The following is a 26,542-nucleotide window of genomic DNA, read 5'->3' on the forward strand; positions in this document are numbered from 1 at the left end:
GTCTCCCATTTTATACCAAGCTGGTGGTAATTTTTAATTTTTCCTTTGCCAAATTGCAATTCCCACCCCGGTTTTTCGGGTGGGCGGCCCCTGCGCCACTCATCCGAAGTGAACGCCAACGCCCGCCTTGATTCGGGAAAAGTGCCGCAAAAAGCCCGCGGCTGGCCGCGGGCTCGAATGGTGGACCGCACCCGCGTCCTTGCGGGTGCGGCGGCGGTCTTAAACCACCGGAGCCGGCGCCGTGAACTTCGCCTGCAGAGTCACGTTGCTGTAGGCGCGCGTGCCGGCCAGCTTGATGTAGTAGATGCCCGCGGCTGGCCGATTGATCCGGACAGTCTCGGTGTTACCCGGACGCGTCGAGTTCCAGGTCCCGGTCTGTGCCGGCGCCTCGTCGAGGCTGACATGGAGCGAGACGTCGCCGCTGCCACCACTGGTGGTGATCGTCAGCGCACCGGTCACGCCAGCCGGCACTTCGATCGAGTACAGCGTCTCGCTGCCCGCTGTACCCGCCAGACTGCGCATGGGCACGCCATTGCCAATCGGCGTCGAATCCGGCGCGCAGGTCTCGACCTCCGGATCGCACGGCGGCTCGATGGCCTTCATCACCGCAGCGCCGGCATTGACGATGCCCGGGCCGATCGGCTGGCTGGTCGACGGGGCCACGGTGAAGGGCGTGACGGTGCGCTTGAGCACATCGAGCACTTCCTCCGGGGTGAGCAGCGGCAGCTCAGCGGCCAGGCGCGCACCCTGCATCAGCGCAACCACGCCGGCGACGTGCGGCGAGGCTTGCGAGGTGCCGGCGGTGCCAGCGGTCGGGACGTTGGTGAAGCTCGCCAGCGGCGTGGGCGTCGTCGTGCTCGGGTTCTTGGCCTGCCACACGAAGCCGTCATTGATCTGCGTGCCCGAACTACTGTCATTGGCGTAGACGCCGCCACCCGGGGCCGAGATGTCGATGCCCGTGCCGTAGTTGGAGTAGTACGCACGGCGGCTGGTGATGCCGTTGGACGCGACGGCGATCGCGCCCGGGCAGTTGGCCGGCGAGAAGTTCGCCACGTCGGCATTGCTGTTGCCCGCGGCGATCACCACGGTCGCGCCGAGCGCATTCGCCTGCGCGATCGCGTCGGCCTCGGCTGCCGAACAGGCCCCGGTGCCGCCCAGGCTCAGGTTGATGACATGCGCGGGGTTGGCATTGGCCGGCACGCCATCCACGTCTCCGCCCGCCGCCCAGATGATGGCGTCGACGATGTCCGAATCGTAGCCACCGCAATGGCCAAGGACGCGGACCGGCAGGATCTTGGCGCCGTAGGCAACGCCGGTGACCGCGACACCGTTGTCGGTCCGCTGCGCACCGGCGGTCCCGGCGACGTGGGTGCCGTGCCAGCTGCTGTTGCGCTGTTGGCAGGTCTCCGCGCCGGGGTAGCCGATCGTCCAGTCACCCAGGTCCCAACCGCCCGCCACGCGGTCATCGGTGGCGCGGCCAGACACGAGCTTGTCGGAGATGAAGTCGTAGCCGGCATCGCCGAGCGAGCTGTCGATGTCGGGGTGTTCGGTAATGCCGGTGTCGAGCACCGCGATCGTGATGCCGTCGCCGTCCGTGAGGTCCCACGCGGCGGGCGCGTTGACGCCGCCGCGGTTGGGGCCGCCGTCGCCGGTCACGGTGCCGTCGGGCGCGAGCATGTGCCACTGCCATTCCAGCCCCGGATCGTTGGGGACGTAGGCTGGCTGCACCGGCGCGGCGGCGATCTGGCGCAGACGGTCTGGCGCGACCGACTTGACGTTCGGATCGGCGGCGATCTGGCGCATCAGGGCTTCGGCCGAGACACGGTCCACGCCCTGGGCCAGGCGCATCACCTGATGCCCGGTCGCGAGCGTGCGCAGGTACTGCACGTTGTTCGCCTTGGTGGCACCGCGCACGATGCCCGAGCGGGCAAGCGCGGTACGCACACCCGCAACCGCTGCCTGCTGGTCCTGCCGCTCCCGCGCGCCATCCCGATACTCGACGATGAAGCGTCGGATCGGGGTCGCATCCGATTGCTGCAATGGCACCTCGGTCCCCGCCTTGTCGGACGGGCGCTGGGTCTTGCCCGCATGGACGGCACCGGTGGCGAGCACCGCACCGACCGCGATGGCCAGGGCGCTGGGGATGATGCTGTTCTTCATTTTGGACCCTCGTTGAAGTTTTGGACCTCGGAAGCGTCGGCACGGCAGCACAAGGCCGCCGCCCCGACGGACGTCGCATGGATGGCAGCAGGTGGCCCCGATGCCATCGAACCGCGGACCGGCGGGCAAAGCCCACCTGTCCCCGCGGGATTACCAGCCGAAGCCGGCGCCCACACCCACGGATTTCTCATCGCCGCTGAACGCACCGCCCACGGTGATCGTGGCGCGTTCGCTGATCGCGCGCTGGTAGCCGAGCGACAGCGCGCTCTCGCCGCCCTGGAAGCCGACACCGACGCCGACGCGGTTCTGCGTGCGGATGCCGGCGGCGCTGGTGGCCATGTTCAACATCGCGGCCCCCATCGCGCCCTGACGGTCGATGCGACGCTCGGTGTCGTAGAACCGGCGATCGACATCGCCCTTGAACGTTTCGAAGCTGTCGTTCCAGGTCGCGAACTTCTGGTCGGTGTAGGCCTTGGACGTGGCCACCGCCTGCGTCGCGGTGGTGTCGGCATAGGCCTTCGCCTCGCTGACCCCTGCGTTGACCTGGCCGACGTTGGCCGCGTCGGTCGCAGCGGTACCGGCCGCGACGTTGGTGATCTGACGCTCATTGCCCGCGCTGCCGACCGAGACGGTGTTGGCGCGGTCGGCGACCGAACCCTGTCCCAGCGCCACCGCCCCCTCCGCAGTGACCGACGCCCCCTGTCCCAGCGCCGTGCCCGACGCCGCGCTCACGCTCGCACCCTCACCGACAGCCACTGCGTTGGTCGCCTCGGCGGTGATCGTCGTGTTGGCACCGAGCGCCGTGCTGCCGTCCGCGTACACCTTGGCATTGCCGCCGATGGCGGTGTCGTTGGGACCATGCGCGTAGGCATCGCCACCCACCGCCACGCCATTCTGCCCCCCGGTCTGGGCACCATCACCGACCGCGACACCGTTGGAGCCGTCGGCGATCGTCGCCGGCGTATCGCCGCCCACCGCCACTTGGTCATTGGTGCCGGCGCCGGACTCGATCACCGTCTCGACCTGGCCCACACGCGTCTTGAGCTCGGTGATCTGGTTGTCGAGTGCAGCGAAGGTGTCGCCGATCGAGGTGTAGTTGGCACCCTGGATCGCGTAGCTCGGCATGCTCAACGTGCCGGCGGCCGTCATCGTGACACCGCCGCCGAAGATGTCGGCCGCCGACTGCATCGCACCGTGAAGCTGACTGCCGTTGATCGCCTGGGTGCTTGTCGCCGAGACCTCGCCGCTCTTGACGTTGGAGATTACCGTGCCCTCTTCACCGGCAAGCGTGACCTGCGCCTTGCTGTCGTCGTCGTAGACCAGCGCATTTTCGGCGAGATTGCCCAGACCGGCAGAGACCGCATTGAGCTGCGCCACGTTCACGGCATCGGTGTCCTCGGTGCCAGCCGCGACGTTGGTGATCTGGCGCTGCCTCGCCTCATGCGTGACGCCGGACTCGTCGGTCCACGCCGCCGACGCACCAACTGACACCGCGCCGGCCCGGTCCGCGCGTGCGCCTTCTCCGAGGGCAACGCTACCTTCGGACACGACGCTGGTGTTGGCACCGAGCGCGAGACCGCCCTTGGCATCGACCATGGCACGGGAGCCCAGTGCGACTCCGCCGTCCGCAAGACCCAAGGCGCCGCGTCCCACCACGACCGCGCCAACGCCGTCAGCGAGCGACGTCGCGCCGATCGCGATCGCCTGGTCGGCAGTGCTCAACGCACCGCGTCCCACAGCAATGGCGTTGACGCCATCGGCCCACGTGTCCATGCCCAACGCGGTCGCGCCCAACCCGTCGGCCCAGGCGCCATAGCCGAACGCCGAGGCATTCGCCGACGTCGCCCACGCGGACGTGCCGTATGCCGTGGCCCCGTGGGCGGTCGCCCAAGCGTAAGCGCCGGTCGCGGTGGCATCGTCGCCACTGGCCCAAGCATTGCTACCGACCGCTGTGCTCCAGTTACCGGTAGCCCGCGACTTCATGCCACCGGCATAGCTGTTGTCACCTAGCGCCTGGGCGCCATTGCCCAAGGCGGTGGCATTTTGTCCCGTTGCGAGTGCACCCGAGCCGACAGCAGTGCCGCCCGCCTCAGCCTGTGTCGATACCAGGACAGCCTCGCCATCTTCCATGATCGGACTATTGAACTCGTCGTAAGCCTGGCCAAGTCCGCCGATTGCGACCGCGCCCTCCGCTGCGGCGAAGCTGTTGAAGCCGATCGCCACACTGTTCGCTGCCGATGCATGGGCACCGCTGCCGTACGCCGAAGCGCCTTGCCCGAAGGCCAATGCCGCCTCGCCTGCGGCGGTGGCGTACTCGCCATCCACATAGGCCGCTTGGTCGCTTCCTTCACCGCCCGACGCGGCGAAGTACTTGTTGTACTGGGTCGCCTCCTCGAGCTGCGAGACGTTGACCGCGTCAGTGGCCTGTGAGCCAGCCGCGACATTGGTGATCTGGCGCTCGTTGTTCGCCGAACCGACCGACACGCTGTTTTCGCGATTGGCCACCGAGTTCGCACCCAGCGCCACACTGTTGTCGGCCGAGGCGCGGGCCAGGGAGCCGATCGCCGTCGCGTCCACCCCGCTGGCCGAACTGCCACTGCCCAGCGCCGACGCGCCGTCCGCGGTCGCATACGCCAGTGTGCCGAGCGATGTCGCCTGCACGCCGGTCGCCTCGGCCAACGTACCGACTGCGGTTGCGCCGAAGTCGGTCGCCCACGCGCCGTTGCCCAGCGCCGTCGACGCCACACCGCTGGCCTCGGTCGTCTGCAGGATCAAGCCGGGGAAGCCGATCAGCACGTCGCCGTAGTCCGCGATGCCGCCGACCGCCAGGCCGTAGTCGCCGCTGGCCACGCTGCCGTAGCCCACCGCCGTGGCGAAACCACCGGTTGCTTCAGAAAACGCGCCCAATGCGCTCGACGCATCAGTGACCGCGCTGCTGCTGTAGCCCAGCGCGGTGGACTGCACGCCCGTTGCGTTGGCAGCCGCACCGGTCGCCGTGCTGAACGCACCGAGTGCCTGCGCACCCGCGCCCAGTGCCGACGCGCCGACCTCGCTGGCGGTCGTGGTCTGATCAAGCAACTCGCCGTTCGGACCCTCGTAGTACAACCAGCCACCAACCGCCGTGCTCGAGTCGCCTTCAGCCAGCGCGTTGTAGCCCGATGCCGTCGCGTACTGGCCGCTCGCGGTCGCGCCGCTGCCGAAGGCCGACGACCCGACGCCCGACGCATACGTGGTCGAACCGATCGCGGTCGAGTAATCCGCTTCGGCGATCGCGTTGGAACCCGACGCGGTCGCATCTTCGCCCTCGGCGGAGGCTTCGCCGTCGCCGGTCGCACGGAAGTAGCGGCCCGCGAGCAAGGCGCCGTCCGCGGCGGCGTTGAGCTGTGCCAGATTCACCGCATCGGTGTCCTCGGTACCAGCGGCAACGTTGGTGATCTGACGCTCAGCACCTTCAGAGCCCACCGAGACACTGTCTTCGCGATCGGCGATCGAATCCGCACCCAACGCCACGCTGTTGGTGCCGGAAGCCGTTGCCGCCTGGCCCACAGCGGTGCTGTCGGCGCCTGTCGCTGCGCTGTCGGCGCCCACAGCCAGCGCATTGGAGCCGCTCGCGGTGCTGAAGTTTCCGACCGACGTGCTGTTGAAGCCCGACGCCGTGGCATATCCGCCGAGCGCGGTCGCATAGTTGCTGGTGGCTTCTGCACCGAAGCCGAAAGCCGCAGCGGTCGTGCCGTCCGCGATGCTCTCGGCACCGACCGCGGTCGCGCCGTCACCGGTCGCGGCCGCATAGAAGCCGACCGCAGTCGATTCGATGCCGTCGGCTTCTGCCAGCGCGCCGGACGCCAAGCTACCATCGCCACTGGCGACCGCAGCGGCGCCGGTGGCGGTGGCCAATTCGCCCGATGCCAGGCTCTCGGAGCCCACTGCGACTGCGTACTCGCCCGATGCCTCGGCCAATGCGCCAGCCGCCAACGCATGGCTCGCACTGGCTACGGCATTGAAGCCGGTCGCCGTGGCGTTCTCCGCAAGTGCGAACGCCCCGCTGCCGAACGCCGACGCGCCCTGTGCCGACGCCAGTGCCGATTCGCCGGCCGCGGTGGCATAGTCGCCATCCGCATAGGCGCCGTTGTCGCTGTCCTCACCACCAGACGCGGCAAAGTACTTGTTGTACTGGGTCGCTTCCTCGAGTTGCGCGACGTTGACCGCGTCAGTCGCCTCGGCGCCCGCCGCGACATTGGTGATCTGCCGCTCGCTGCCCGCCGCACCGACCGACACGCTGTTCTCGCGATCGGCCACCGAGCTCGCACCCAAGGCCACGCTGTTGTCGGCCGACGCCCTAGCCAGGAAGCCGATCGCCGTCGAATCGACGCCGCTGGCCGAACTGCCGCTTCCGAGCGCCGAGGCGCCATCCGCGGTTGCGTAGGCCAGTGTGCCCAGTGAAGTCGTCTGTACGCCGGTCGCTTCGGCCAGCGTGCCGACCGCGGTCGCACCGACATCAGTCGCCAGTGCGCCGTTGCCCAACGCGGTCGAGGCCACGCCGCTGGCCTCGGTCGTCTGCAGGATCAAGCCGGGGAAGCCGAAGACCAGCGCGCCGTAGTCGGCAATGCCGCCAACCGACAAGCCGTACTCGCCGCTGGCCACGCTGCCGTAACCCACCGCGGTCGCGAAGCCACCAGTCGCTTCCGAGAACGCGCCGAGCGCGCTCGACCCATCCGTCATGGCACTGCTGCTGTAGCCCAGTGCGGTCGACTGCGCCCCCGTCGCGCTGGCCGCCGCGCCGGTGGCCGTGCTGAACGCACCGAGTGCCTGCGCACCGGCGCCCAGGGCCGATGCGCCGACTTCACTGGCGGTCGTCGTCTGATCGAGCACGACCTCGCCGTCCTCGTTCTCGTAGTACAGCCAGCCACCAACCGCGGTGCTCGAGTCGCCGTCCGCCACCGCGTTGTAGCCCGACGCCGTCGCGTACTGACCACTCGCACTCGCGCCACTGCCGAAGGCCGACGATCCAACGCCCGAGGCGTAGGTCGTCGAGCCGATCGCGGTCGAATAATCCGCTTCGGCGATCGCATTCGAGCCCGACGCGGTTGCGTCTTCGCCCTCGGCGGAGGCTTCGCCGTCGCCGGTCGCACGGAAGTACTGGTTGTAGGCGGTCGCCTCCTGCAACTGGCCCAGGTTCACGGCGTCGGTCGTCTCGGTGCCGTCGGCAACGTTGGTGATCTGTCGTTCCTCACCTGCCGAACCGACCGACACCGTGTTGTCGCGATCAGCCGTGGAGTTGGCGCCCAGCGCCACGCTGTTATCGGCCAAGGCCGTGCTGTAGAAGCCCACCGCCGTGCTGTTCTCGCCGCTGGCCCACGACTCGGCGCCCAACGCGGCGGCATTGGTGCCGGGCGCATAGGCGAAGTAGCCCAGCGCGACGCTGCCTGCGCCTTCGGCCTCGGTGAGGGTGCCGACCGCGGTGCCGTTCGTGCCCGAGGCGATCGCACCGCTGCCAAACGCGGCCGCGCCGTCGCCCGATGCGCGGGTCGAGACCAGCAGGCCCAGGCCTGGAATCAGATCCGCCGGCCCACCCACGGCGACGCTGCTCGCGCCGCTGGCGATCGCCTGCGTGCCGACGGCCGTCGCGTAGTCCGCCGAGGCCGTGGCGATTGCACCGAACGCCGACGACTGCGCGCCCAGCGCCGATGCGCCCACGCCGTAGGCCGAGGACGCGAAGCCCGTGGCCTCCGCGCTCGCACCGACCGCGGTGCCGGCAACGCCCGCACTGGTGGCCGAGGTCTCGACCGGCTGGCCGCCAAGCGTCAAGAGCGGCTCACCACTCTCGTCGACCGCATTGCCACCGACCGCCACGCTCGCCGCACCATGCGCCTCAGCGCCAGCGCCGAACGCGGCACTGTTCTGGCCATCGGCCACGGCGTTGAAGCCAACTGCAGTCGCGTTATCGGCGAGCGCGAACGCCCCACTACCGAACGCCGAAGCACCTTGCGCCGCGGCCAGCGCCGATTCGCCTGCCGCAGTCGCGTACTCACCGTCCGCATACGCGGCGTTGTCGCTGTCCTCGCCGCCGGACGCGGCGAAATACTTGGTGTACTGGGTCGCTTGCTCGAGCTGCGCGACGTTGACCGCGTCGGTCGCTTCTGCGCCCGCCGCCACATTCGTGATCTGGCGTTCGCTGCCCGCCGAACCGACCGACACGCTGTCCGCACGATCGGCCACCGAGTTCGCACCCAGCGCCACGCTGTTGCCGGCCGACGCGTCGGCCAGGAAGCCGACCGCCGTCGAATCCACTCCACTGGCCGAACTGCCGCTGCCCAGCGCCGACGCGCCGTCCGCGGTCGCATACGCCAGCGTGCCCAACGATGTCGCCTGCACCCCGGTCGCCTCGGCCAACGTACCAACAGCGGTCGCGCCGAGGTCGGTTGCCAGTGCGCCGTTGCCCAGCGCGGTCGATGCCACGCCGCTGGCCTCGGTCGCCTGCAGGATCAAACCGGGGAAGCCGATCAGCAGGTCGCCGTAATCGGCGATACCACCCACCGCCAGGCCGTAGTCGCCGCTGGCCACGCTGCCGTAGCCCACTGCGGTCGCGAAGCCGCCGGTCGCCTCCGAGAATGCGCCCAGCGCGCTCGACCCGTCCGTGGCGGCGCTGCTGCTGTAGCCCAGCGCAGTCGACTGCGCACCCGTCGCGTTGGCGGCCGCACCGGTCGCGGTGCTGAACGCACCGAGTGCCTGCGCTCCAGCACCCAATGCCGATGCACCGACTTCGCTGGCGGTCGTTGTCTGGTCGAGCACGACATTGCCGTCCTCGTTCTCGTAGTACAGCCAGCCACCGACCGCCGTGCTCGAATTGCCCTCAGCGACCGCGTTGTAGCCCGACGCCGTCGCGTACTGGCCGCTCGCGCTCGCACCGCTGCCGAAGGCCGAAGACCCGACGCCGGAGGCGTAGGTGGTCGAACCGACCGCGGTCGAATAATCCGCTTCGGCAATCGCGTTCGAGCCCGATGCGGTCGCATCTTCGCCCTCAGCAGAGGCTTCACCCTCGCCGGTCGCACGGAAGTACTGGTTGTAGGCCGTGGCTTCCTGCAATTGGCCCAGGTTCACGGCGTCGGTCGTCTCCGTGCCATCGGCGACGTTGGTGATCTGGCGCTCTGCACCCTCCGAACCAACAGAGACGCTGTCCTCTCGGTCGGCAATCGAGTTCGCGCCCAGCGCCACGCTGTTGTCGGCCGAGGCAAATGCATTGAAGCCCAGCGCAGCGCTGTCGTCGCCCTCAGCAGTGGTGTAGTAACCCACCGCCGTTGCGCGATTACCGCTGCCCCACGATTGCGCCCCCACCGCAGTCGAGGTCTCAGCCTGCGCGTAGGCGAAGTAACCCAGCGCCGTCGCGCCCACTCCGTCGGCTTGCGCCAGGGCGCCGATCGCAGTGGCGTAGTTGCTCCATGCGCCCGATCCCGAACCGAAGGCGGAAGCAGCGGTGCCGGCCGCTTCTGCCGGTACCAGGAAGCCCCACCCAGGCGCCAGATCGCCCATGCCACCGACCGCCGTGCTGCCAGCGCCGCTGGCGACGGCGCCCCAGCCCACGGCAGTGGTGTACTGGTTGGTCGCCTTGGTCGAGTAACCCAGCGCAGTCGCGCCACGTCCACTGGCATCGCTGAAGCCACCGTTCGCGACGCTGTAGTCGCCCGCAGCCGCACTCGAATAGCCGGTCGCCGTGGATTGCAAACCACTCGCGGTCGACGCTGCGCCGGTCGCCGTGCTGAACCCGCCGCTCGCCTGCGCTCCTGCGCCCAGGGCCGAGTCACCGACTTCAACGGCCATTGTCACCTTGTCGAGCTCGACCTCGCCATTCTCGTTCTCGTAGTACAGCCAGCCACCAACCGCCGTGCTCGAGTCGCCCTCGGCGACCGCGTTGTAGCCCGACGCCGTCGCGTACTGGCCGCTGGCGCTTGCGCCGCTGCCGAAGGCCGAAGACCCAATGCCGGATGCATAGGTCGTCGAACCGACCGCAGTCGAATAGTCCGCTTCGGCGATCGCATTCGAGCCCGACGCGGTCGCGTCTTCGCCGTCGGCGGAGGCTTCACCATCGCCGGTCGCACGGAAGTACTGGTTGTAGGCGGTCGCCTCCTGCAACTGGCCCAGGTTCACGGCGTCGGTCGTCTCGGTGCCTTCGGCGACATTGGTGATCTGGCGCTCAGCACCTTCAGAGCCCACCGAGACGCTGTCTTCGCGATCGGCCACCGAGTTGGCGCCCAGCGCGACGCTGTTGTCGGCCGACGCCACAGTGCCAGTGCCGACGGCGGTCGAGGCGACACCACTTGCCGCGCTGCCATTGCCGAGCGCCGTGGCTTCCTGTGCACTCGCAGACGCCAGCGCGCCGACTGCGGTCGACCACTCGCCCTCGGCCGCCGCCTGGAAGCCGAGTGCGGCCGACATACCACCGCTGGCAATGCTTTCGGCACCGATCGCGCTCGCGAGTTCGCCCGACGCATCGCTGCCATAGCCCGCCGCCGTGGCTTCGATCCCGGATGCGCTGCTGCCCGCGCCGACGGCGACGCTGCCATCACCGCCGGCCGTCGCATCCGAGCCGGCGGCGAAGGCGACATCGCCGTCGGCAGCCGCCGCACCTTCGCCGGTCCCCGCGACGTACTGCGCAGTCACATCCGCGACGGCGGCAACGGCATCGAGCTGCGCGCGGTTGACGGCATCGGTGGCCTCTACGCCCGCGGCCACGTTGACGATCTGGCGCTCCTCGCCTTCGGCACCTACGGACACCGTATTGGCGCGGTTCGCGCGCGAATTGGCACCCAGCGCGACACTGTCGGCGGCGATCGCGCGTGCATTCGCACCGAGTGCGAGCGCCTGGAGGGCCGTGGCGCGCGCCGACGCGCCGAAGGCACCCGAGGCGAACCCGGTGGCGACCGTCTGCGTGCCCACGGCGGTGGACGTCACACCGCCCGCCTGCGCTGCACCACCAATGGCGACCGCCCCCACCGCAGCACTCGCGCCCCCCGGCACGATGCATTCGTAGGTCACGCCGCCAACCGTGCACTCGGCGAGCTCGCCGATGGCGACCTGTGCCCAGGCAGCAGGCATGGCAGCCATCAGCGCCAGCGCCAGCAGCGCGGGCCGTGCGCTCCGACCGACGGCGATGGTCGCACCGACGCCGTCGCCGGTCGCCAGTTCGGAGGCGACGACGATCTGGCCGAGCGACTTGTTCCACACCTTGCGATAGATCCGGTTCATACGGCTTCCCCTCGGAGTGCTTGTTGGTCTGATGGAATACGGGCGAAAAAAAAGCCGCAGGTCGACGATCGACCGAGCGGCTTTGCGATGGAATTCAGTGGGGCTGGGAACCCGCGCCTGGCGCGGAACTGCGCCTTGCAGCGCGAACTTCATGAATGGCGAGTGTACGCAACTTGAATCGTCCCCAAACGACCGACCGGATGCCGACTCTCCTCAGACTGACGCGTCGCGTCAAGGGGCACTGCCGCAGGAGGTCAGTTGGGTGACGAAGGGGGCGCCTCGCGGTCGTTTTACAGTCGACGTCGAGCCGAAGCGGCCAGGACCGTCAACGCACTGAATTCATGGGCATTTTCCACCGCGCACGGCTGCTCTAGAACCGTACCTCGAGTGTGGGTAACAGGGGAACGCGCGTGCATGACGACGGGACCCGGCCAATAGGCCGGGTCCCGATCTGGACAGGTTTGCGCGAAAGTGACGAATCGCGTCAGTTCAGGCTACGGACCTGCGCACGTTGTCGAACATCCGCATCCACGGGCTGACGTCCGACCAATCGGCCGGGGCCCAACTGAAGTTGACGGCGCGCGGGGTGCGCTCGGGGTGCGGCATCAGGATCGTCACGCGCCCATCGTCCGAGCACAGCCCGGCGATCGCGTCCTGCGAGCCGTTGGGATTGGCCGGATAGCGCACCGCGGGCGTGCCATCGCCCTCGATGTAGCGCAACGCGACCCGCGCCGCGGAGCGCGCCTTCGCATCGTCGAACTGCACCCGCCCTTCGCCATGCGAGATCGCGACGGGAATGCGCGATCCGGTCATGCCGGCAAAAAACAGCGACGGCGACTCGACGACCTCGAGCAGGCCGACACGGCCCTCGAACCGCTCGCTGCGGTTGCGCAACAGCCGCGGCCAGTGCTCGGTGCCCGGGATGATCGCTTTGAGCTGGGACAGCATCTGGCAGCCATTGCACACGCCCAGCGAGAAGGTATCGCCACGTTCGAAGAACGCCGCGAACGCGTCGCGCAGTTGCGCCCGCTCGAGCACCGAGGTGGCCCAGCCACGTCCTGCGCCGAGCACGTCTCCGTAGCTGAAGCCGCCACAGGCCGCCAGGCCCTGCATGGTCGCCAGGTCAACACGTCCCTCGATGAGGTCGCTCATGTGCACATCGATCGCGGCAAAGCCCGCACGATCGAAGGCCGCGGCCATCTCGATCTGACCGTTGACCCCCTGCTCGCGCAGGATCGCCACGCGCGGACGTGCGCCGGTGGCGACGTACGGCGCCGAGGCCGGATCGAACGTGAGCACCGGACGCAGGCCAGGCGCGGCGAAATCGCGTGCGCAAGCACGCTCCTCGTCCGCGCACTCGGGATTGTCGCGCAGCGACTGCATCGCATGGGTCACCGACCACCACGCGTCGAACAGCGCTTCCCATTTCCATTCGGCCAACGGGTCTTCGCCGTCGAGGACGCGAATCGTCGGCGAGGAGGTCGGCCGGGCGATGCGCTGCGCGCACTCGATCAACCCGTGCCGCTCGACCAGGTCGGCGAACTCGGCCCGGTCCTCGGACGCGATCTGCACCACCGCACCCAGTTCCTCAGAGAACAGCGTGCGCACGGCATCGCGCTGGCGCGCCTCGCCCCAGCCTTCCAGGTCGATCTCCAGCCCCTGCCGCGAGCAGAACGCCATCTCGCACAGGGCAGCGAACGCGCCGCCATCGGAGCGGTCGTGGTAGGCCAACAGCAGGCCGGCCTCGCGGGCCTCGCTGATCAATTCGAAAAACGCCTTCAGCCGGGCCGGATCGTCGACGTCCGGGCACGGCCCGCCGAACGCGTCGAAGCACTGCGCCAGCACCGACCCACCGAGCCGCTGCTTGCCCGCGCCCAGGCCGATCAGCCACAGCTCGCTGCCCGGCGCGCGTGCCAGCAACGGTGTCAGCTGCGTGCGCACGTCCGGCACCGGCGCGAACGCGCTGACGATCAGCGAGACCGGCGAGACGACTTTGTGGGTCACGTTGTTGGCGATCTGCGAGGGATCGCTCGACGACGCGGAAGCGCTGGCAGCGTCCTGCCACTGCGCCTGCATCGACAGCGAGTCCTTGCCGACCGGGATCGACAGGTCGAGCGCAGGACACAGTTCCATCGCAACCGCACGCACGGCATCGAACAGCCGGGCGTCTTCGCCGGGGTGACCGGCGGCGGCCATCCAGTTGGCCGACAGCTTGACCCGGTGCAGCGTCTCCACCGGTGCCGCGCACAGATTGGTGATCGCCTCGCCGACGGCCATGCGCGCCGCGGCGGCGGCGTCGATCAGCGCCAGCGGCGTGCGCTCGCCGATCGCCATCGCCTCGCCGGTGAAGCCGTCGAAATCCGACAGCGTGATCGCACAGTCGGCCACCGGCAGCTGCCACGGGCCGACCATCTGGTCGCGTGCGGTCAGCCCGCCGACCGAGCGGTCGCCGATCGTGACCAGGAACTGCTTGGCTGCGACGGTCGGATGCGCGAGCACACGCAGGCCGGCCTCGTGCAGGCCGATGCTGCGGGTATCGACGGCCGGCCAGCGGTGCGGCGCCAGCCGTGCGCTGTCGCGATGCATCTTCGGCGCCTTGCCGAACAGCACGTCCATCGGCAGGTCGATCGGGTGATGCCACTCATTGCCGCCGCTTGCGGCCCCGCCCCCTTCCGCCCTTCGGGCACCTTCCCCCGCATGCGGGGGAAGCAATTGCGGCAGGACGCCATAACCGACGGTCAGGTGCTCTTCGGCGGTCGCCACGCCGACGACCGCGAACGGGCAGCGCTCGCGCGCGCAGATCGCGGTGAACTCGTCGACCCGGTCCTGCGGAATGCCCAGGACGTAACGCTCCTGCGACTCGTTGCACCACAGCTGCATCGGCGACAGCGACGGATCGTCGCTGGGCACGCGGTCCAGATCGATGATGCCCCCCACGCCCGAGTCATGCAGCAGCTCGGGAATCGCGTTCGACAAGCCGCCGGCGCCGACATCGTGGAACCACAGGATCGGATTGCGCTCGCCCAACGCGACGCAGCGGTCGATCACTTCCTGGCAGCGCCGTTCCATCTCGGGGTTGTCGCGCTGCACCGAGGCGAAATCCAGGTCTTCGGCGCTCTCGCCCGAGGCCACGGAACTGGCGGCGCCGCCGCCCAGCCCGATCAGCATCGCCGGCCCGCCCAGCACCACGACCGCATCGCCGGGCGACAGGCGTTTCTTTTCGACCATCGAGCGGTCGATCGCGCCCAGGCCGCCGGCCAGCATGATCGGCTTGTCGTAGCCGCGCTGCAGCCCGTCGTCGCCCTCGGCCAGTTCGAAACTGCGGAAATAGCCGAGCAGGTTGGGCCGCCCGAACTCGTTGTTGAACGCCGCGCCGCCGAGCGGGCCGTCGAGCATGATCTCCAGCGCCGGCGCCATGCGCGGGTTGAGCGCGCGCGCGCCCTCCCAGGGCTGCGGCAATGTCGGGATGCGCAGGTGCGAGACGGTGAAGCCGGTCAGGCCGGCCTTGGGCTTGCCGCCGCGTCCGGTCGCGCCCTCGTCGCGGATCTCGCCGCCCGCACCGGTCGCCGCACCGGCGAACGGCGAGATCGCCGTCGGGTGATTGTGGGTCTCGACCTTGATGCAGAACGCGCTGTCGAGCAACGGCTCGCTGCGGTACTCGAACGACACCGGGTCGGGCCGGAAGCGACGCGCCGGATAGCCTTCCACGACCGCGGCGTTGTCGCTGTAGGCCGACAGCGTGTGCTCGGGCGTCTGCGCGTGCGTATGGCGGATCATGCGGAACAGCGACTGCGGCTGCGCCTCGCCGTCGATGGTCCAGGTCGCATTGAAGATCTTGTGCCGGCAATGCTCGGAGTTGGCCTGCGCGAACATCATCAGTTCGACGTCCGAGGGCGCACGCCCGAGCACGCCGAAGCGCTCGCGCAGGTAGGCGATCTCGTCGTCGGCCAGCGCCAGGCCGAGCCGTGCATTCGCCGCCTCGAGCGCGTCGAGCGGGATGCGCTCGAGCACGCCACGCTGCGGCACGGCGAACAGCGCCTGCGCCGCGTCGACGTCGTCGAGCAACGACTCGGTCATCGGGTCGTGGAGCAGCTTGTCCACCGCGGCGCGCTCTGCGGCCGAACCGGACCCGCCGAGCAGATCGATGCGCAGGCCGCGCTCGACGCGGTGAATCGGCAGCCCGGCGCCGCGCAGCAATTCACCAGCCTTGCTCGCCCAGGGCGACATCGTGCCCAACCGCGGCGAGACGATGCGCGACACCGCATCCGGTGCACGCGCCGGCCCGGGACCGGCGTCGACTTCGAGCAGGCGACGCAGGGTGGCGTCGTCCGGCGTGCGGCCCGGTTCGGGCTCGACGAAGTAGACGTGCCAGGCGTCGGCGACGCGCAGCGCCGGCGAGACCGCTTGCAGACGCGCTTCAAGCCGCTCGCGTCGGAACGGCGACAGGGCCTGTTGGCCCTCGAGGACGATCATGTCCGGGCAAACCGTGATTCAGGGCCGCCCATTGTAGCCAATGGGCGGGCCTGCCGCCCGGTTACGTCCTGATTGCCGGCTCAGCGACCGCCAGCCGCACCGGCCAGACGCTGCAGGGCGGCGAGCAACTGGTCCGGGGGCATGTAGCCGGGCATCTGGGTGCCGTCTTCGGCCACGATCATCGGGGTGCCGGTCAGGCCCACGCGCTGGCCCAGCGCGTAGTGCGCGGCCACTGGATTGGCGCAGGGCTGGGAGGTCACCCGACGCCCGGCCTTGGCATCGGTCAAGGCCTTGCGGCGATCGGCCGCGCACCACACCGACTCCATCAACCGGAAATCCTCACTGTCCGGTCCCATGCGCGGATAGGCCAGGTACTCGATGGCGATGCCGCGCTTGTTGTATTCGGCGATGTCGTCGTGCAGACGGCGGCAGTAGCCGCACTCGACGTCGGTGAAGACCGACACGGTGTACTTGGGGTTGGCGGGCGCGAAGATGATGCGTTGCTCCTCGGGCACCTCCGACAGCAAGCGCTTGCGCAGCTGCGACAGGCCGGACTGGCTCAGGTCGCGCTTCTCCTGCGCGTCGAACAGGCTGCCCTGCATGACGTAGCGGCCATCGTTGCTGACGTAGAGCACCTGCCCGGCGACGATCACTTCCTGGAAACCGGGCAGCGGCGCGTCGTGGATGCTCTCGATCGAGACCTGCGGGTTGATCGACAGGATCGCGTTGCGCGCACTCGCGGCCGGCGTGCCCGGCGGCGGCGCCACGTCGGCAGCGGCACTCGCGGCCGAAGCCGGCGCGGCCGGTGCGCCCGTCGCATCGGGGGCGCTCGTGCCCTGGGCACAGGCGGACAGGCTGAAGGCACTCAACAGGGCGAACAGGTATCGCTTCATCGCATCGGGCTACCGCGGACGGAGAAACTCCAGAAGCGCCGATTCTGGCACGAAGCCGGGACCCGGGCGCCACGGGCGCCTTGACGGCCCCGCTCTCGTTCACGGCGCCCGCGCGGCAGTGCCGCCACGGCGTCGATACCTCTCACCGCCGTCCATGGCGGACCTCGTCGCTCGATGAACGCCCGGCCCGGCTGGCCGGCCCCGCACAGCACGCGGGGTGTTCGCCCAGGGCGCGAGGCGGTGCCTCGCAGCGCCCTTGTCTCACCCTTGGCCGGGCGTTCGCGCATGCGCGGTCGGCGTCGAATTGCGATCGGCTATTCACTTCGGCGCACGTCCGGCCTCGCGAAGCACGCGAGGCGTTCGCCAAGCCCCCGCGGCAGTGCCGCCACGGCGTCGATACTTCCTACCGCCGTCCATGGCGGACCTCGTCGCTCGATGAACGCCCGGCCCGGCTGGCCGGCCCCGCACAGCACGCGGGGCGTTCGCCCAGGGCGCGAGGCGGTGCCTCGCAGCGCCCTTGTCTCACCCTTGGCCGGGCGTTCGCGCATGCGCGGTCGGCGTCGAATTGCGATCGGCTATTCACTTCGGCGCACGTCCGGCCTCGCGAAGCACGCGAGGCGTTCGCCCCCGTCACGCGGCATGCCGCCTCGGAGTTGTACCTCCCGCCGCCATCCATGGCGGAGCATAGTCGCTTGACGAACGCCCAGCCCGGCCATCCTTGGCCGGGCGTTCGCGCATGCGCGAGCCAGTGGCTCGCAAGCGCATGCGCTCACCCCCTCGGGTGGTGGGTGGCGTGGAGGCGTTTGAGCTGTTCGCGGGCGACGAGGGTGTAGATCTGGGTTGTCGACAGGGAACTGTGGCCAAGCAGCATCTGCAGCGCGCGCAGGTCGGCGCCGTGGTTGAGCAGATGGGTGGCGAAGCTGTGGCGCAGGCCGTGCGGGCTGATGCGGGCCGGGTCGATGCCTGCGATCGCGGCGTAGCGTTTGACCAGGCCCCAGAACTGCTGTCGCGTCAGTGGCAGCCGACGCGCGGTCAGGAACAGGGGCGTGCCGCCCTGCGCGTCGGCCGGTAGCGGCTTGCCACCGGCCAGCACCGGGCGCGCCTGGGCCAAATATCGCTGCAGCCAGTGCTGCGCCTCTTCGCCCAGTGGCACCAAGCGGGTGCGTTCGCCCTTGCCGGTGACCCGCAGCGCGCCCTGGCGCAGGTTGACGCCATTGGCCGGCAGGCCGGTCAGCTCGCTGACTCGCAGACCGCAGGCGTACATCAGCTCGAGCATCGTGCGGTCGCGCAGACCATCGGCTGCGGTCACATCCGGCGCGGCGAGCAAGGCCTCGATCTGCGATTCGCCCAAGGCCTTGGGCAGCGGGCGCGGCAGCTTCGGTGGCTCGAGCAGGGCGGTGGGATCGTCGGCGCGGCCATGCCGCCGCTGCCGGTCGGCATAGAACGCACGCAGCGCCGACAACAGCCGCGCGTTGCTGCGCGGCGACCAGCCATGGCGCGTGCGCCATGCCAGGTAATCGAACAGCGCGGCGCGGTCGGCGTTCGCGATACCGCCATCGCGGCCGTCGCGCCAGCGCGCGAGTCCTTCGAGGTCGCGCCGGTAGGCCGTACCGGTCTGCGCGGCGATCCCGGTCTCCGCCCAGAACGCGTCGAGAAAGCCCTCGATCGCGTGGCGATCGTCGTCGCGCAGTGGCGGCAGGCCGACCACGAGGGCGCGGCGTTCGGCGGGCGTGGCGATGGCAGGCGTCATCGTACGCAGCTTAGAGCCTGGCGGCCGGCCCGGCACCGTCGGCCCGTCGAAACGCAGGCGACTGCGGCGCGCTTCGGCAGCGCTGCCGCTATCCTGTCGCGATGTCCGCATCGCCTTCATGTAGCGCCGCCCCTGCCCACCCCTGGATCGGCTGGCGGCTGCTGGCGCTGGTTTACGACCTGTGGCCGGCACTTGCGTTATGGCTGCTGCTGTCGGCCCTGTTCACTGCGGGCTACACCTTCGCCGGGCATCACGCTCCCCACGAGAACATCGCGCCGATGAGCACGCTGCAGTGGCTGCTGTGGCTGTGCTGCTGGCTCGCAACCGGCGGCTATGCGGTGGTGAGCTGGCGCCATGGCGGCCAGACCCTGGGCATGCGGCCCTGGCGCATCCGGGTGCGCGGACGCGACGGCGGCCAGCCCTCGTCGCGCGCGCTGTGGCTGCGTTTCGCGATCGGAACGGTGTCGCTGCTGGCTGGCGGCCTGGGGTTCTGGTGGGCCTGGCTCGACCGCGACCGCCTGACTTGGCACGACCGGGCAAGCGGCACCCGGATCGTGCGCGACCCCAAGCGGTCGAGGCACTAGGACGATCTGCGGCAGTTGGCACGCGCCGGGCGCAGCCCAACGCACCCACGTCGACGCATGGCCATGCGCCCCCGCCGGCTCACGGACGCGACAGCGGCGCCCCTCAGGCGCCGCGTCGGCGGAACAGCAGCCAGGACACCAGCAGCATCACGCTGGGCGGCAGCAGATAGGCCAAGCGGAAATCGATCCGGTAGACGGCGGCGAACTTCACCACCTGCATCTGCATGAGCCAGAAGCCGAGCGCGAACACCACGCCGATGAAGAGCCGCTTGCCGGCATTGCCGCTGCGCAGCGAGCCGAACGCGAACGGAATCGCCGCCAGGCACAGCGCGAGCACATTGAGGGGATAGAACCAGCGTCCCCAGTAATGCTCCTCTAACTCCCCGGCATCGAGCTGGTTGCGCTTGCGATACTCGATGCCCGCGCGCAGTTCGCTGGCCGGCATGTAGCGCGGCCGCCAGATGCTGCTGGCGCTGGCTGCCAGCGTGGAGGCGTCGAGCTGCGAGGCCCAATGCTCCTCCAGCGCTTCGGTCCGGGTCACCGCGCGAGGCTCGAACCAGGTGCGCTGCACGTCGCGCAGCAGCCAGCCGTCAGCGCCATGCTCGGCGGTCTTGGCATGCGCGACCGACTCCAGGCGGCCGTCGCTCGCGAACTCGAACAGGCGCACGTCCTGCAACTGGATCCGGCTGCCGCCCGCCTCGTCGACCTCGCTGCCGTTCTGCGCATTGAGGAAGGTGTCGCCCTCGCGCGCCCACAGCCCCGAGTACCGGCCGACCACCATATTGTTGGAGCGCTGGGCCGACTTCATGCTGTCGGCGCTGCGCTGGGCGATCGGCCCCAGGGTCTCGGCGTTGACCACCATCAGTGCAGTGAGCACCAGCAGCGGCAGGGCGACCGAAATGGCCAGACGTGTCCGCGACAGCCCCAGCGCGCGCATGGCGATCAGCTCCGAGGTCGCGGCGAGCTGGCCCAGTCCCATCAGTGAACCGATCACGGCCGCCGTGGGGAACATCACGTAGGCCCGGCGCGGCAGCGTCTGCAGGATGTACGCCACTGCCGACATATAGGTGTAGTTGCCCTGCCCAACGGCGCCGATCTCGTTGACGCCGGCCATCAGTGCATCCAACCCGACCAGCACCACCCAGGTCGCGAACACCGCGATGATGACCATGCGGGCGACGTAGAGATCATGGATCCGCACCAACGGCCTCATCGCGCACGCCTCCACTTGGGCGCGACCACACGGCCATCGCGGAAGAACAGCCACGCACCAAAGCCCAGCAACGGCAGCACCAGCCACCACAAGCCCAGGGCGACCGGAATCCGGCCCTCGCCGACCCAGTCGGCGCCCAGCATCATCAGGTTCATGCCCATGACGTAGGCCAAAAAGCCCATCATCATCCGGCCGTAGCGGGCCTGGCGCGGCGGACTGCGGGCCAGCGGCACCGCGAGCAGCGCAAAGGCCAGCGCCAGCAGCGGCGGCGCCAGGCGGAAATGCAGCTGCGCGCGGGCCTCACGCCGGTCGTCGCCCAGCAGCGTCAGCGTGGACTGCAGGGTCGGGTCGTCGGCATCGGCGCCCAGGTCGGCCGCCGGCAGCCGGATTTCGTTGCTGGCATAGCGCATCAGCCGGTAATCGAGCCCGGCATCGAGTGGCCCCTCGACGCGAAAGCCCTCGTCGAGGCGCAGAAACCGCCCCGCCACCTCGACGCTCAACTCGCCGCTCAGGGCGGTGGTCACGTCCATGCGTCCGTCGTCCTGGCGATAGACGAACACCCGGCCCAGACGACTGCCGTCGTCGGACATCGCATTGACGTAGACCACGCCGTTGCCGCCTGGGAACTCGACGAACCGGCCGGCTTCCAGCCCCGACACCAGCAGGCTGCGCTGGCCGGCCTCGATCATCTGCTGCGAGTAGGCGCGGGCCCACGGCCCCAGCCACAGCGAGCAGGCACCGATGAACAACGTCATCGGCACCACGACCAGCGCCAGCGGCCGCAGCAGGCGCACCGGACCGACGCCGACCGAGGTCAGTACCGGCATCTCAGAATCGCGATACAGCCGCCCGAACGCCAGCATCAGACCGAGCATCAGGCCCAGCGGCAGGATCAGGGGCAGGTAGTTGACGACCTGCAGGCCCAACTGGGCCAGCATCAGGCCGGCCGGCACCCGGCCGCGCGCGATGTCGCCGAGCACGTCGGCAAACACCCCGCCGAGGCTGACAATCATCAGCACCACCAGCGCCGCGAAGGTCGCCTGGGCAAATTCGCGGAACAGGTAGCGGTCGAGCTTCGGCATCGGGCGCGGGGGCTTTGCTTTAGACTTAGGGGTTCGTCCAGCCGCGCCTTCACGACGCATCTGCGATGGCGCAGCCTGTCACAGGCCACGCCCGCTGGACCGTGAAGTGTACCGATCACCCCATGGAATCTGGTTGATGACCCTCGAATTCTCCCTGAACCGCGACGCGCCCCCCACTTTGTCGAGCGATTGCCTGGTCGTCGGTGTCTTTGCCGACGGTCCGCTGTCGGGCGCGGCCGCCGCCATCGACACCGCCAGTGGCGGTCGCCTGTCGGCGCTCGCCCAGCGCGGCGACCTGCCCGGCAAGCCCGGGCGCACCACTCTGCTGCACGACCTGCCTGGCGTGACCGCCCCGCGCGTGCTGGCGGTCGGCCTGGGCGAGCGCACCAAGTTCGGTGCGCCCCAGTACCTGCGCGCCGTCGGCGATGCGATCCGCGCCCTCAAGGACGGCACGGTCGCCAGCGCCGCATTGGCATTGGCCGACCTCGAGGTCGCCGGCCACGACACGGCGTGGAAGATCCGCCAGGCGGCGATCGCCGCCGACCACGCCGCCTATCGCTACGTCGCCACGCTGGGCGCGCGCAACAAGAAGCGCGAGCCGGCGAAGTTGACCTCGATCGCCATCGTCGGCGACGACGAGCAGGCGCTGGCGCAGGGCAAGGCGATTGCCGCAGGCGTGAAGTTCGCGCGCGAACTGGGCAACCTGCCGCCGAACGTCTGCAACCCAGCCTACCTGGCCGAGCAGGCGCGTACGTTCGCCGACCGTTTCGACAAGGCCTCGTGCGAAGTGCTCGAAGAAGCGCAGATGGAAGCACTGGGCATGGGCTCACTGCTGGCCGTCGCCCGCGGCTCGGCCAACCGCCCCCGTCTGGTCGTGCTGAGCTGGAAGAACGGCGGCGACGCCAAGCCCTACGTCCTGGTCGGCAAGGGCATCACCTTCGACACCGGCGGCGTCAACCTCAAGACGCAGGGCGGCATCGAAGAGATGAAGTTCGACATGTGCGGCGCGGCGACGGTCATGGGCACGTTCGTGTCCGCGGTCGGCCTGGACCTGCCGATCAACCTGCATGTGGTGGTGCCGGCGGTCGAGAACGCGGTCGACGGCAACAGCTATCGCCCGTCCGACGTCCTCACCAGCATGTCGGGCAAGACGATCGAGGTCGGCAACACCGACGCCGAAGGCCGGCTGATCCTGTGCGACGCGCTGACCTACGCCGAGCGTTTCGAGCCGGCCGCCCTGGTCGACGTCGCCACGCTGACCGGCGCGTGCATGGTCGCACTCGGCACGCAGGCCACCGGCCTGATGAGCAAGCACGACGACCTGGCCGCCGAACTGCTGGCCGCCGGCGAGCACGTCTTCGACCGCGCCTGGCGCCTGCCGCTGTGGGACGAGTACCAGTCGATGCTCGATTCCAACTTCGCCGACGTCTACAACATCGGCGGCCGCTGGGGCGGCGCGATCACGGCCGGCTGCTTCCTCTCGCGCTTCACCGAAGGACAGCGCTGGGCCCACCTGGACATCGCCGGCAGCGCCAGCGGCAGCGGCAAGATGGCCTATGCCACCGGCCGCCCCGTCGGCCTGCTGTCGCAGTGGCTGCTCGACCGCACCACGGCCTGAAACCGGGAGAACCGGGGTCAGAGTGCAATTTTGCAAGGCGAAGTTCGCACTCTGGCCCCTCGTTCGAAATTGCACTCTGACCCCGGTTTAGCCCGCTCGCTTGATCCCTGCTTAAGACGACATCTCCTTGCCTCTTCCATGCGCGCCGACTTCTATTTGATCGCCAAGCCCCGTTTCCGCGACGAGCCGCTTCGGCTGGTCTGCGAACTGGTGCGCAAGGCCTATGCCGCGCAGCAATGGACGCTGGTGCTGGCACGTGACATGGCGCAGGCCGAGCTGCTCGACGACATGCTCTGGGACATGGGCGAGGACGACTACATCCCGCACCAGATCGCCGGGACCGACGACGAGGACGATCAGGCCCCGGTGCTGATCGCAGCCCCCGACACCGACACCCCGATGCGCGCATTGGTCATCAACCTGCGCGACGCCGCAGTCGACGGCGGCTTTGAACGCGTGCTCGAAGTCGTCCCTGCCGACGATTCGGCCCGCGACCCGCTGCGCGAGCGCTGGCGCCACTACAAGGCGGCCGGGCTCGAGGTATCCAAGCACGACATGTGAACGGAAGGCCGGACGCCAGGACCCGGGGGTTCGAGCAATGCACTTCCGCTCCAGACACTCGCCTTCACATCACGAATCACCCATCACGAATCACGGCGCTCCCACCATGCCCCTCTCCCCCAGCTACGACCCCGGTTCCTTCGAAGCCCGCCTGTATGCCGAGTGGGAGGCTGGCGGTGTGTTCGCCCCGCAGGGTGACGGCCCGGCCTACACGATCCTGCTGCCGCCGCCCAACGTCACCGGCACGCTGCACATGGGCCACGCGTTCCAGCACACGCTGCAAGACGCCCTGGTGCGCTATCACCGGATGCGCGGCTATCGCACGCTGTGGCAGATGGGCACCGACCATGCCGGTATCGCGACCGAGATGGTGGTCTCGCGCAACCTCAAGCTTGCCGGCAGCACTGAGACCCGCGATTCGCTGGGGCGCGAGCGCTTCATCGAGAAGGTCTGGGAATGGAAGGCCGAGTCGGGCGGCACGATCGAGCGCCAGATGCGCCGACTGGGCGCCTCGGGCGACTGGTCGCGCACGACGTTCACGATGGACCCGCACCCCTCGCAGGCGGTGGTCGAGGCCTTTGTGCGCCTGCACGAACAAGGCCTGATCTATCGTGGCCAGCGTCTGGTCAACTGGGATCCGGTGCTCAAGACCGCGATCTCCGACCTGGAGGTCGTCAGCGAAGAGGAAGACGGCTTCCTGTGGGAAATCCGCTATCCGCTGGCCGACGGCGCGACCTACGAGCATATCGAGATCGACGCCGACGGCAACGAGACGCTGCGTGAGACGCGCGACCACCTGGTCGTGGCGACCACGCGCCCGGAAACGATGCTCGGCGACACCGCCGTGATGGTGCACCCCGAGGACCCGCGCTACGCAGCCCTGATCGGCAAGACCGTGGCGCTGCCGTTGACCGGCCGGACGATCCCTGTGATCGGCGACGCCTACGTCGACCGTGCATTCGGCACCGGCGTGGTCAAGGTGACGCCGGCGCACGACTTCAACGACTACCAGGTCGGCCAGCGCCATGGTCTGCCGACGATCAACCTGTTCACCCCCGACGCCGCGCTCAACGACGCGGCGCCCGAGCGCTTCCGGGGCCTGGATCGCTTCGAGGCGCGCAAGGCGGTGCTCGCCGAACTCGAGGCCGAGGGGCTGATGCTGCAGGCGCGCCCGCACAAGCTGCAGGTGCCGCGCGGCGACCGCACCGGCCAGGTCATCGAGCCTTATCTCACCGACCAGTGGTTCGTCGCGATGGACGGCCTGGCCCAACGCGGCCTGGCGCTCGTGGAAAGCGGCGCCGTCAAGTTCGTCCCGCCCAATTGGACCAACACCTATCGCCACTGGATGGAGAACATCCAGGACTGGTGCATCAGCCGCCAGCTGTGGTGGGGCCACCGCATCCCGGCGTGGTACGACGCCGCGGGCAACATCTATGTCGCCCGCACCGAAGCCGAGGCACGCGAGCAAGCGGGCCTGGGGCCTGACGTGGCGCTGACCCAGGACAGCGACGTGCTCGAGACCTGGTTCTCGTCGGGGCTGTGGCCCATCGGCACGATGGGCTGGCCGGACGCGACGGCGATGGACGCGCGCGGCTTCGCGCACTTCGTGCCCTCGAGCGTGCTCGTCACCGGCTTCGACATCATCTTCTTCTGGGTCGCGCGGATGATCATGCTGACCGACCACCTGGTCGGCCAGGTGCCGTTCCGCGACGTCTACATGACCGGCCTGGTCCGCGACAAGGACGGCCAGAAGATGTCCAAGTCCAAGGGCAATGTGCTCGACCCGCTGGACATCATCGACGGCATCGCGATCGAGGACCTCGTCGCCAAGCGCACGGCCGGACTGATGAAGCCCAAGGATGCGCCGAAGATCGAGAAGGCCACCCGCAAGGAGTTCCCCGAAGGCATCGCCGCGCACGGCGCCGACCCGTTGCGCTTCACGATGGCCGCGCTCGCCGGCCCCGGTCGCGACATCAAGTTCGATCTGGGCCGCGCGGAAGGCTACAAGAACTTCTGCAACAAGCTGTGGAACGCCACGCGCTTCGTGCTGATGAACACCGAGGGCTTCGACGCCGCCCCGGCCGAGACCGCCTGGCCGGTGACCGACACCGAGAAGTGGATCCTGTCGCGCCTCGACCAGGCCGCCAACGAGGCCCGCACGCACTTCGAGAGCTACCGCTTCGACCTGCTCGCGCAGACGCTCTACGAATTCGCCTGGAACCAGTTCTGCGACTGGTTCGTCGAACTGGCCAAGCCGGCGCTGTTGGGCACCGACCAAGCAGCCGCCGACAGCACCCGCCGCACATTGCTGCACGTGCTCGAATCGCTGCTGCGGCTGCTGCATCCGCTGATCCCGTTCGTCACCGAGGAACTGTGGCGTCAGGTCGCGCCGCGGCTGGGCATCGACGACACGACGATCTCGCTGCGTCCCTATCCGCAGGCCGACGCGCAGGCCGTGGCCGCGTACTCGAAGGCCGATGCCGATGTCGAATGGCTCAAGCAGATGGTCAGCGCACTGCGCCGCATCCGCAGCGAACTGGGCGTGTCGCCGTCGCGCCAGATCGTGCTGCTGACCCGAGAAGACCATCCGCTGTCAACCGAGCGGTTGCGCCGCTTCGACTCGCAGCTGCGTTCCCTGGTCCGCCTGGCGCGCATCGACCGCCTCGAAGGCGACCCGCCACCGGCGGCGACCGCCCTGGTCGGCGAATTCGCGCTGTACGTCCCGCTCGAGGGTCTGGTCGACCTCGATGCCGAGCGCGCGCGCCTGGACAAGGAGCTCAAGCGCGTCGAAGGCGAACTGGCCAAGTGCCACGGCAAGCTGTCGAACGAGACCTTCGTCAATAACGCGCCGATGACAGTCGTCGAACAGGAGCGTCAACGCCTGGCCGACTGGACCGCACAACGCGATGCCCTCGCCGCACAACGCGCCCGGCTGTGACCACGTAGCGCTCACGCGATCAACACCGGG

At 69.2% G+C, this 26,542-nt stretch carries 11 protein-coding genes; 4 read left to right on the forward strand and 7 right to left on the reverse strand.

What is annotated here, in order from left to right; all coding sequences use genetic code 11:
• Positions 1 to 219 precede the first annotated feature (219 nt).
• The 5 genes from ABE487_RS15680 to xerD form a co-directional block, all read right to left on the reverse strand.
• Positions 220 to 2,160: a S8 family serine peptidase gene (locus ABE487_RS15680; RefSeq protein ID WP_346452311.1), complete on the reverse strand. Its 1,941-nt coding sequence runs from the start codon at positions 2,158 to 2,160 to the stop codon at positions 220 to 222.
• A gap of 150 nt (positions 2,161 to 2,310) precedes the next feature.
• Positions 2,311 to 11,400: an ESPR-type extended signal peptide-containing protein gene (locus tag ABE487_RS15685; RefSeq protein WP_346452310.1), complete on the reverse strand. Its 9,090-nt coding sequence runs from the start codon at positions 11,398 to 11,400 to the stop codon at positions 2,311 to 2,313.
• Between the two features lie 489 nt (positions 11,401 to 11,889).
• Positions 11,890 to 15,873 carry a phosphoribosylformylglycinamidine synthase gene (gene purL, locus ABE487_RS15690; protein ID WP_346452309.1) on the reverse strand — a complete coding sequence of 1,328 codons (3,984 nt, stop codon included), beginning with the start codon at positions 15,871 to 15,873 and terminating at the stop codon, positions 11,890 to 11,892.
• 80 nt (positions 15,874 to 15,953) lie between these two features.
• Positions 15,954 to 16,766, reverse strand: coding sequence for a DsbC family protein (locus ABE487_RS15695; protein WP_346442936.1), 813 nt, complete (start codon positions 16,764 to 16,766; stop codon positions 15,954 to 15,956).
• Between the two features lie 769 nt (positions 16,767 to 17,535).
• Positions 17,536 to 18,516, reverse strand: a complete 981-nt coding sequence (gene xerD / locus ABE487_RS15700) for a site-specific tyrosine recombinase XerD (RefSeq protein WP_346452308.1) — start codon at positions 18,514 to 18,516, stop codon at positions 17,536 to 17,538.
• A gap of 101 nt (positions 18,517 to 18,617) precedes the next feature.
• On the opposite strand from xerD, the gene ABE487_RS15705 reads away from it, so the two are divergent.
• Positions 18,618 to 19,100, forward strand: a complete 483-nt coding sequence (locus tag ABE487_RS15705) for an RDD family protein (protein ID WP_346452307.1) — start codon at positions 18,618 to 18,620, stop codon at positions 19,098 to 19,100.
• A 103-nt stretch (positions 19,101 to 19,203) separates the two neighbouring features.
• Here ABE487_RS15705 and lptG read toward each other — a convergent pair whose 3' ends face one another.
• Together lptG and lptF are read right to left on the reverse strand one after the other, a co-directional pair.
• Complete coding sequence (gene lptG / locus ABE487_RS15710) at positions 19,204 to 20,313, reverse strand: LPS export ABC transporter permease LptG (RefSeq protein ID WP_346452306.1); 1,110 nt, start codon at positions 20,311 to 20,313, stop codon at positions 19,204 to 19,206.
• Positions 20,310 to 21,395, reverse strand: a complete 1,086-nt coding sequence (lptF, locus tag ABE487_RS15715; protein ID WP_346452305.1) for an LPS export ABC transporter permease LptF — start codon at positions 21,393 to 21,395, stop codon at positions 20,310 to 20,312. Before lptF ends, lptG begins: the two co-directional genes overlap by 4 nt.
• Before the next feature lie 136 nt (positions 21,396 to 21,531).
• Here lptF and ABE487_RS15720 point away from each other — a divergent pair, with 136 nt between their 5' ends.
• From ABE487_RS15720 to ABE487_RS15730, 3 genes are all read left to right on the forward strand, one after another.
• Positions 21,532 to 23,013 carry a leucyl aminopeptidase gene (locus ABE487_RS15720; RefSeq protein ID WP_346442928.1) on the forward strand — a complete coding sequence of 494 codons (1,482 nt, stop codon included), beginning with the start codon at positions 21,532 to 21,534 and terminating at the stop codon, positions 23,011 to 23,013.
• 138 nt (positions 23,014 to 23,151) lie between these two features.
• A complete protein-coding gene (locus ABE487_RS15725) occupies positions 23,152 to 23,574 on the forward strand; it encodes a DNA polymerase III subunit chi (protein WP_346442926.1) in 423 nt (140 codons plus the stop codon).
• Positions 23,575 to 23,680: 106 nt separating this feature from the next.
• Positions 23,681 to 26,512, forward strand: coding sequence for a valine--tRNA ligase (locus tag ABE487_RS15730; protein WP_346442924.1), 2,832 nt, complete (start codon positions 23,681 to 23,683; stop codon positions 26,510 to 26,512).
• Positions 26,513 to 26,542: the final 30 nt, after the last annotated feature.

Source organism: Luteimonas sp. TWI596 (assembly GCF_039674105.1).
Taxonomy (GTDB): Bacteria; Pseudomonadota; Gammaproteobacteria; order Xanthomonadales; family Xanthomonadaceae; genus Luteimonas.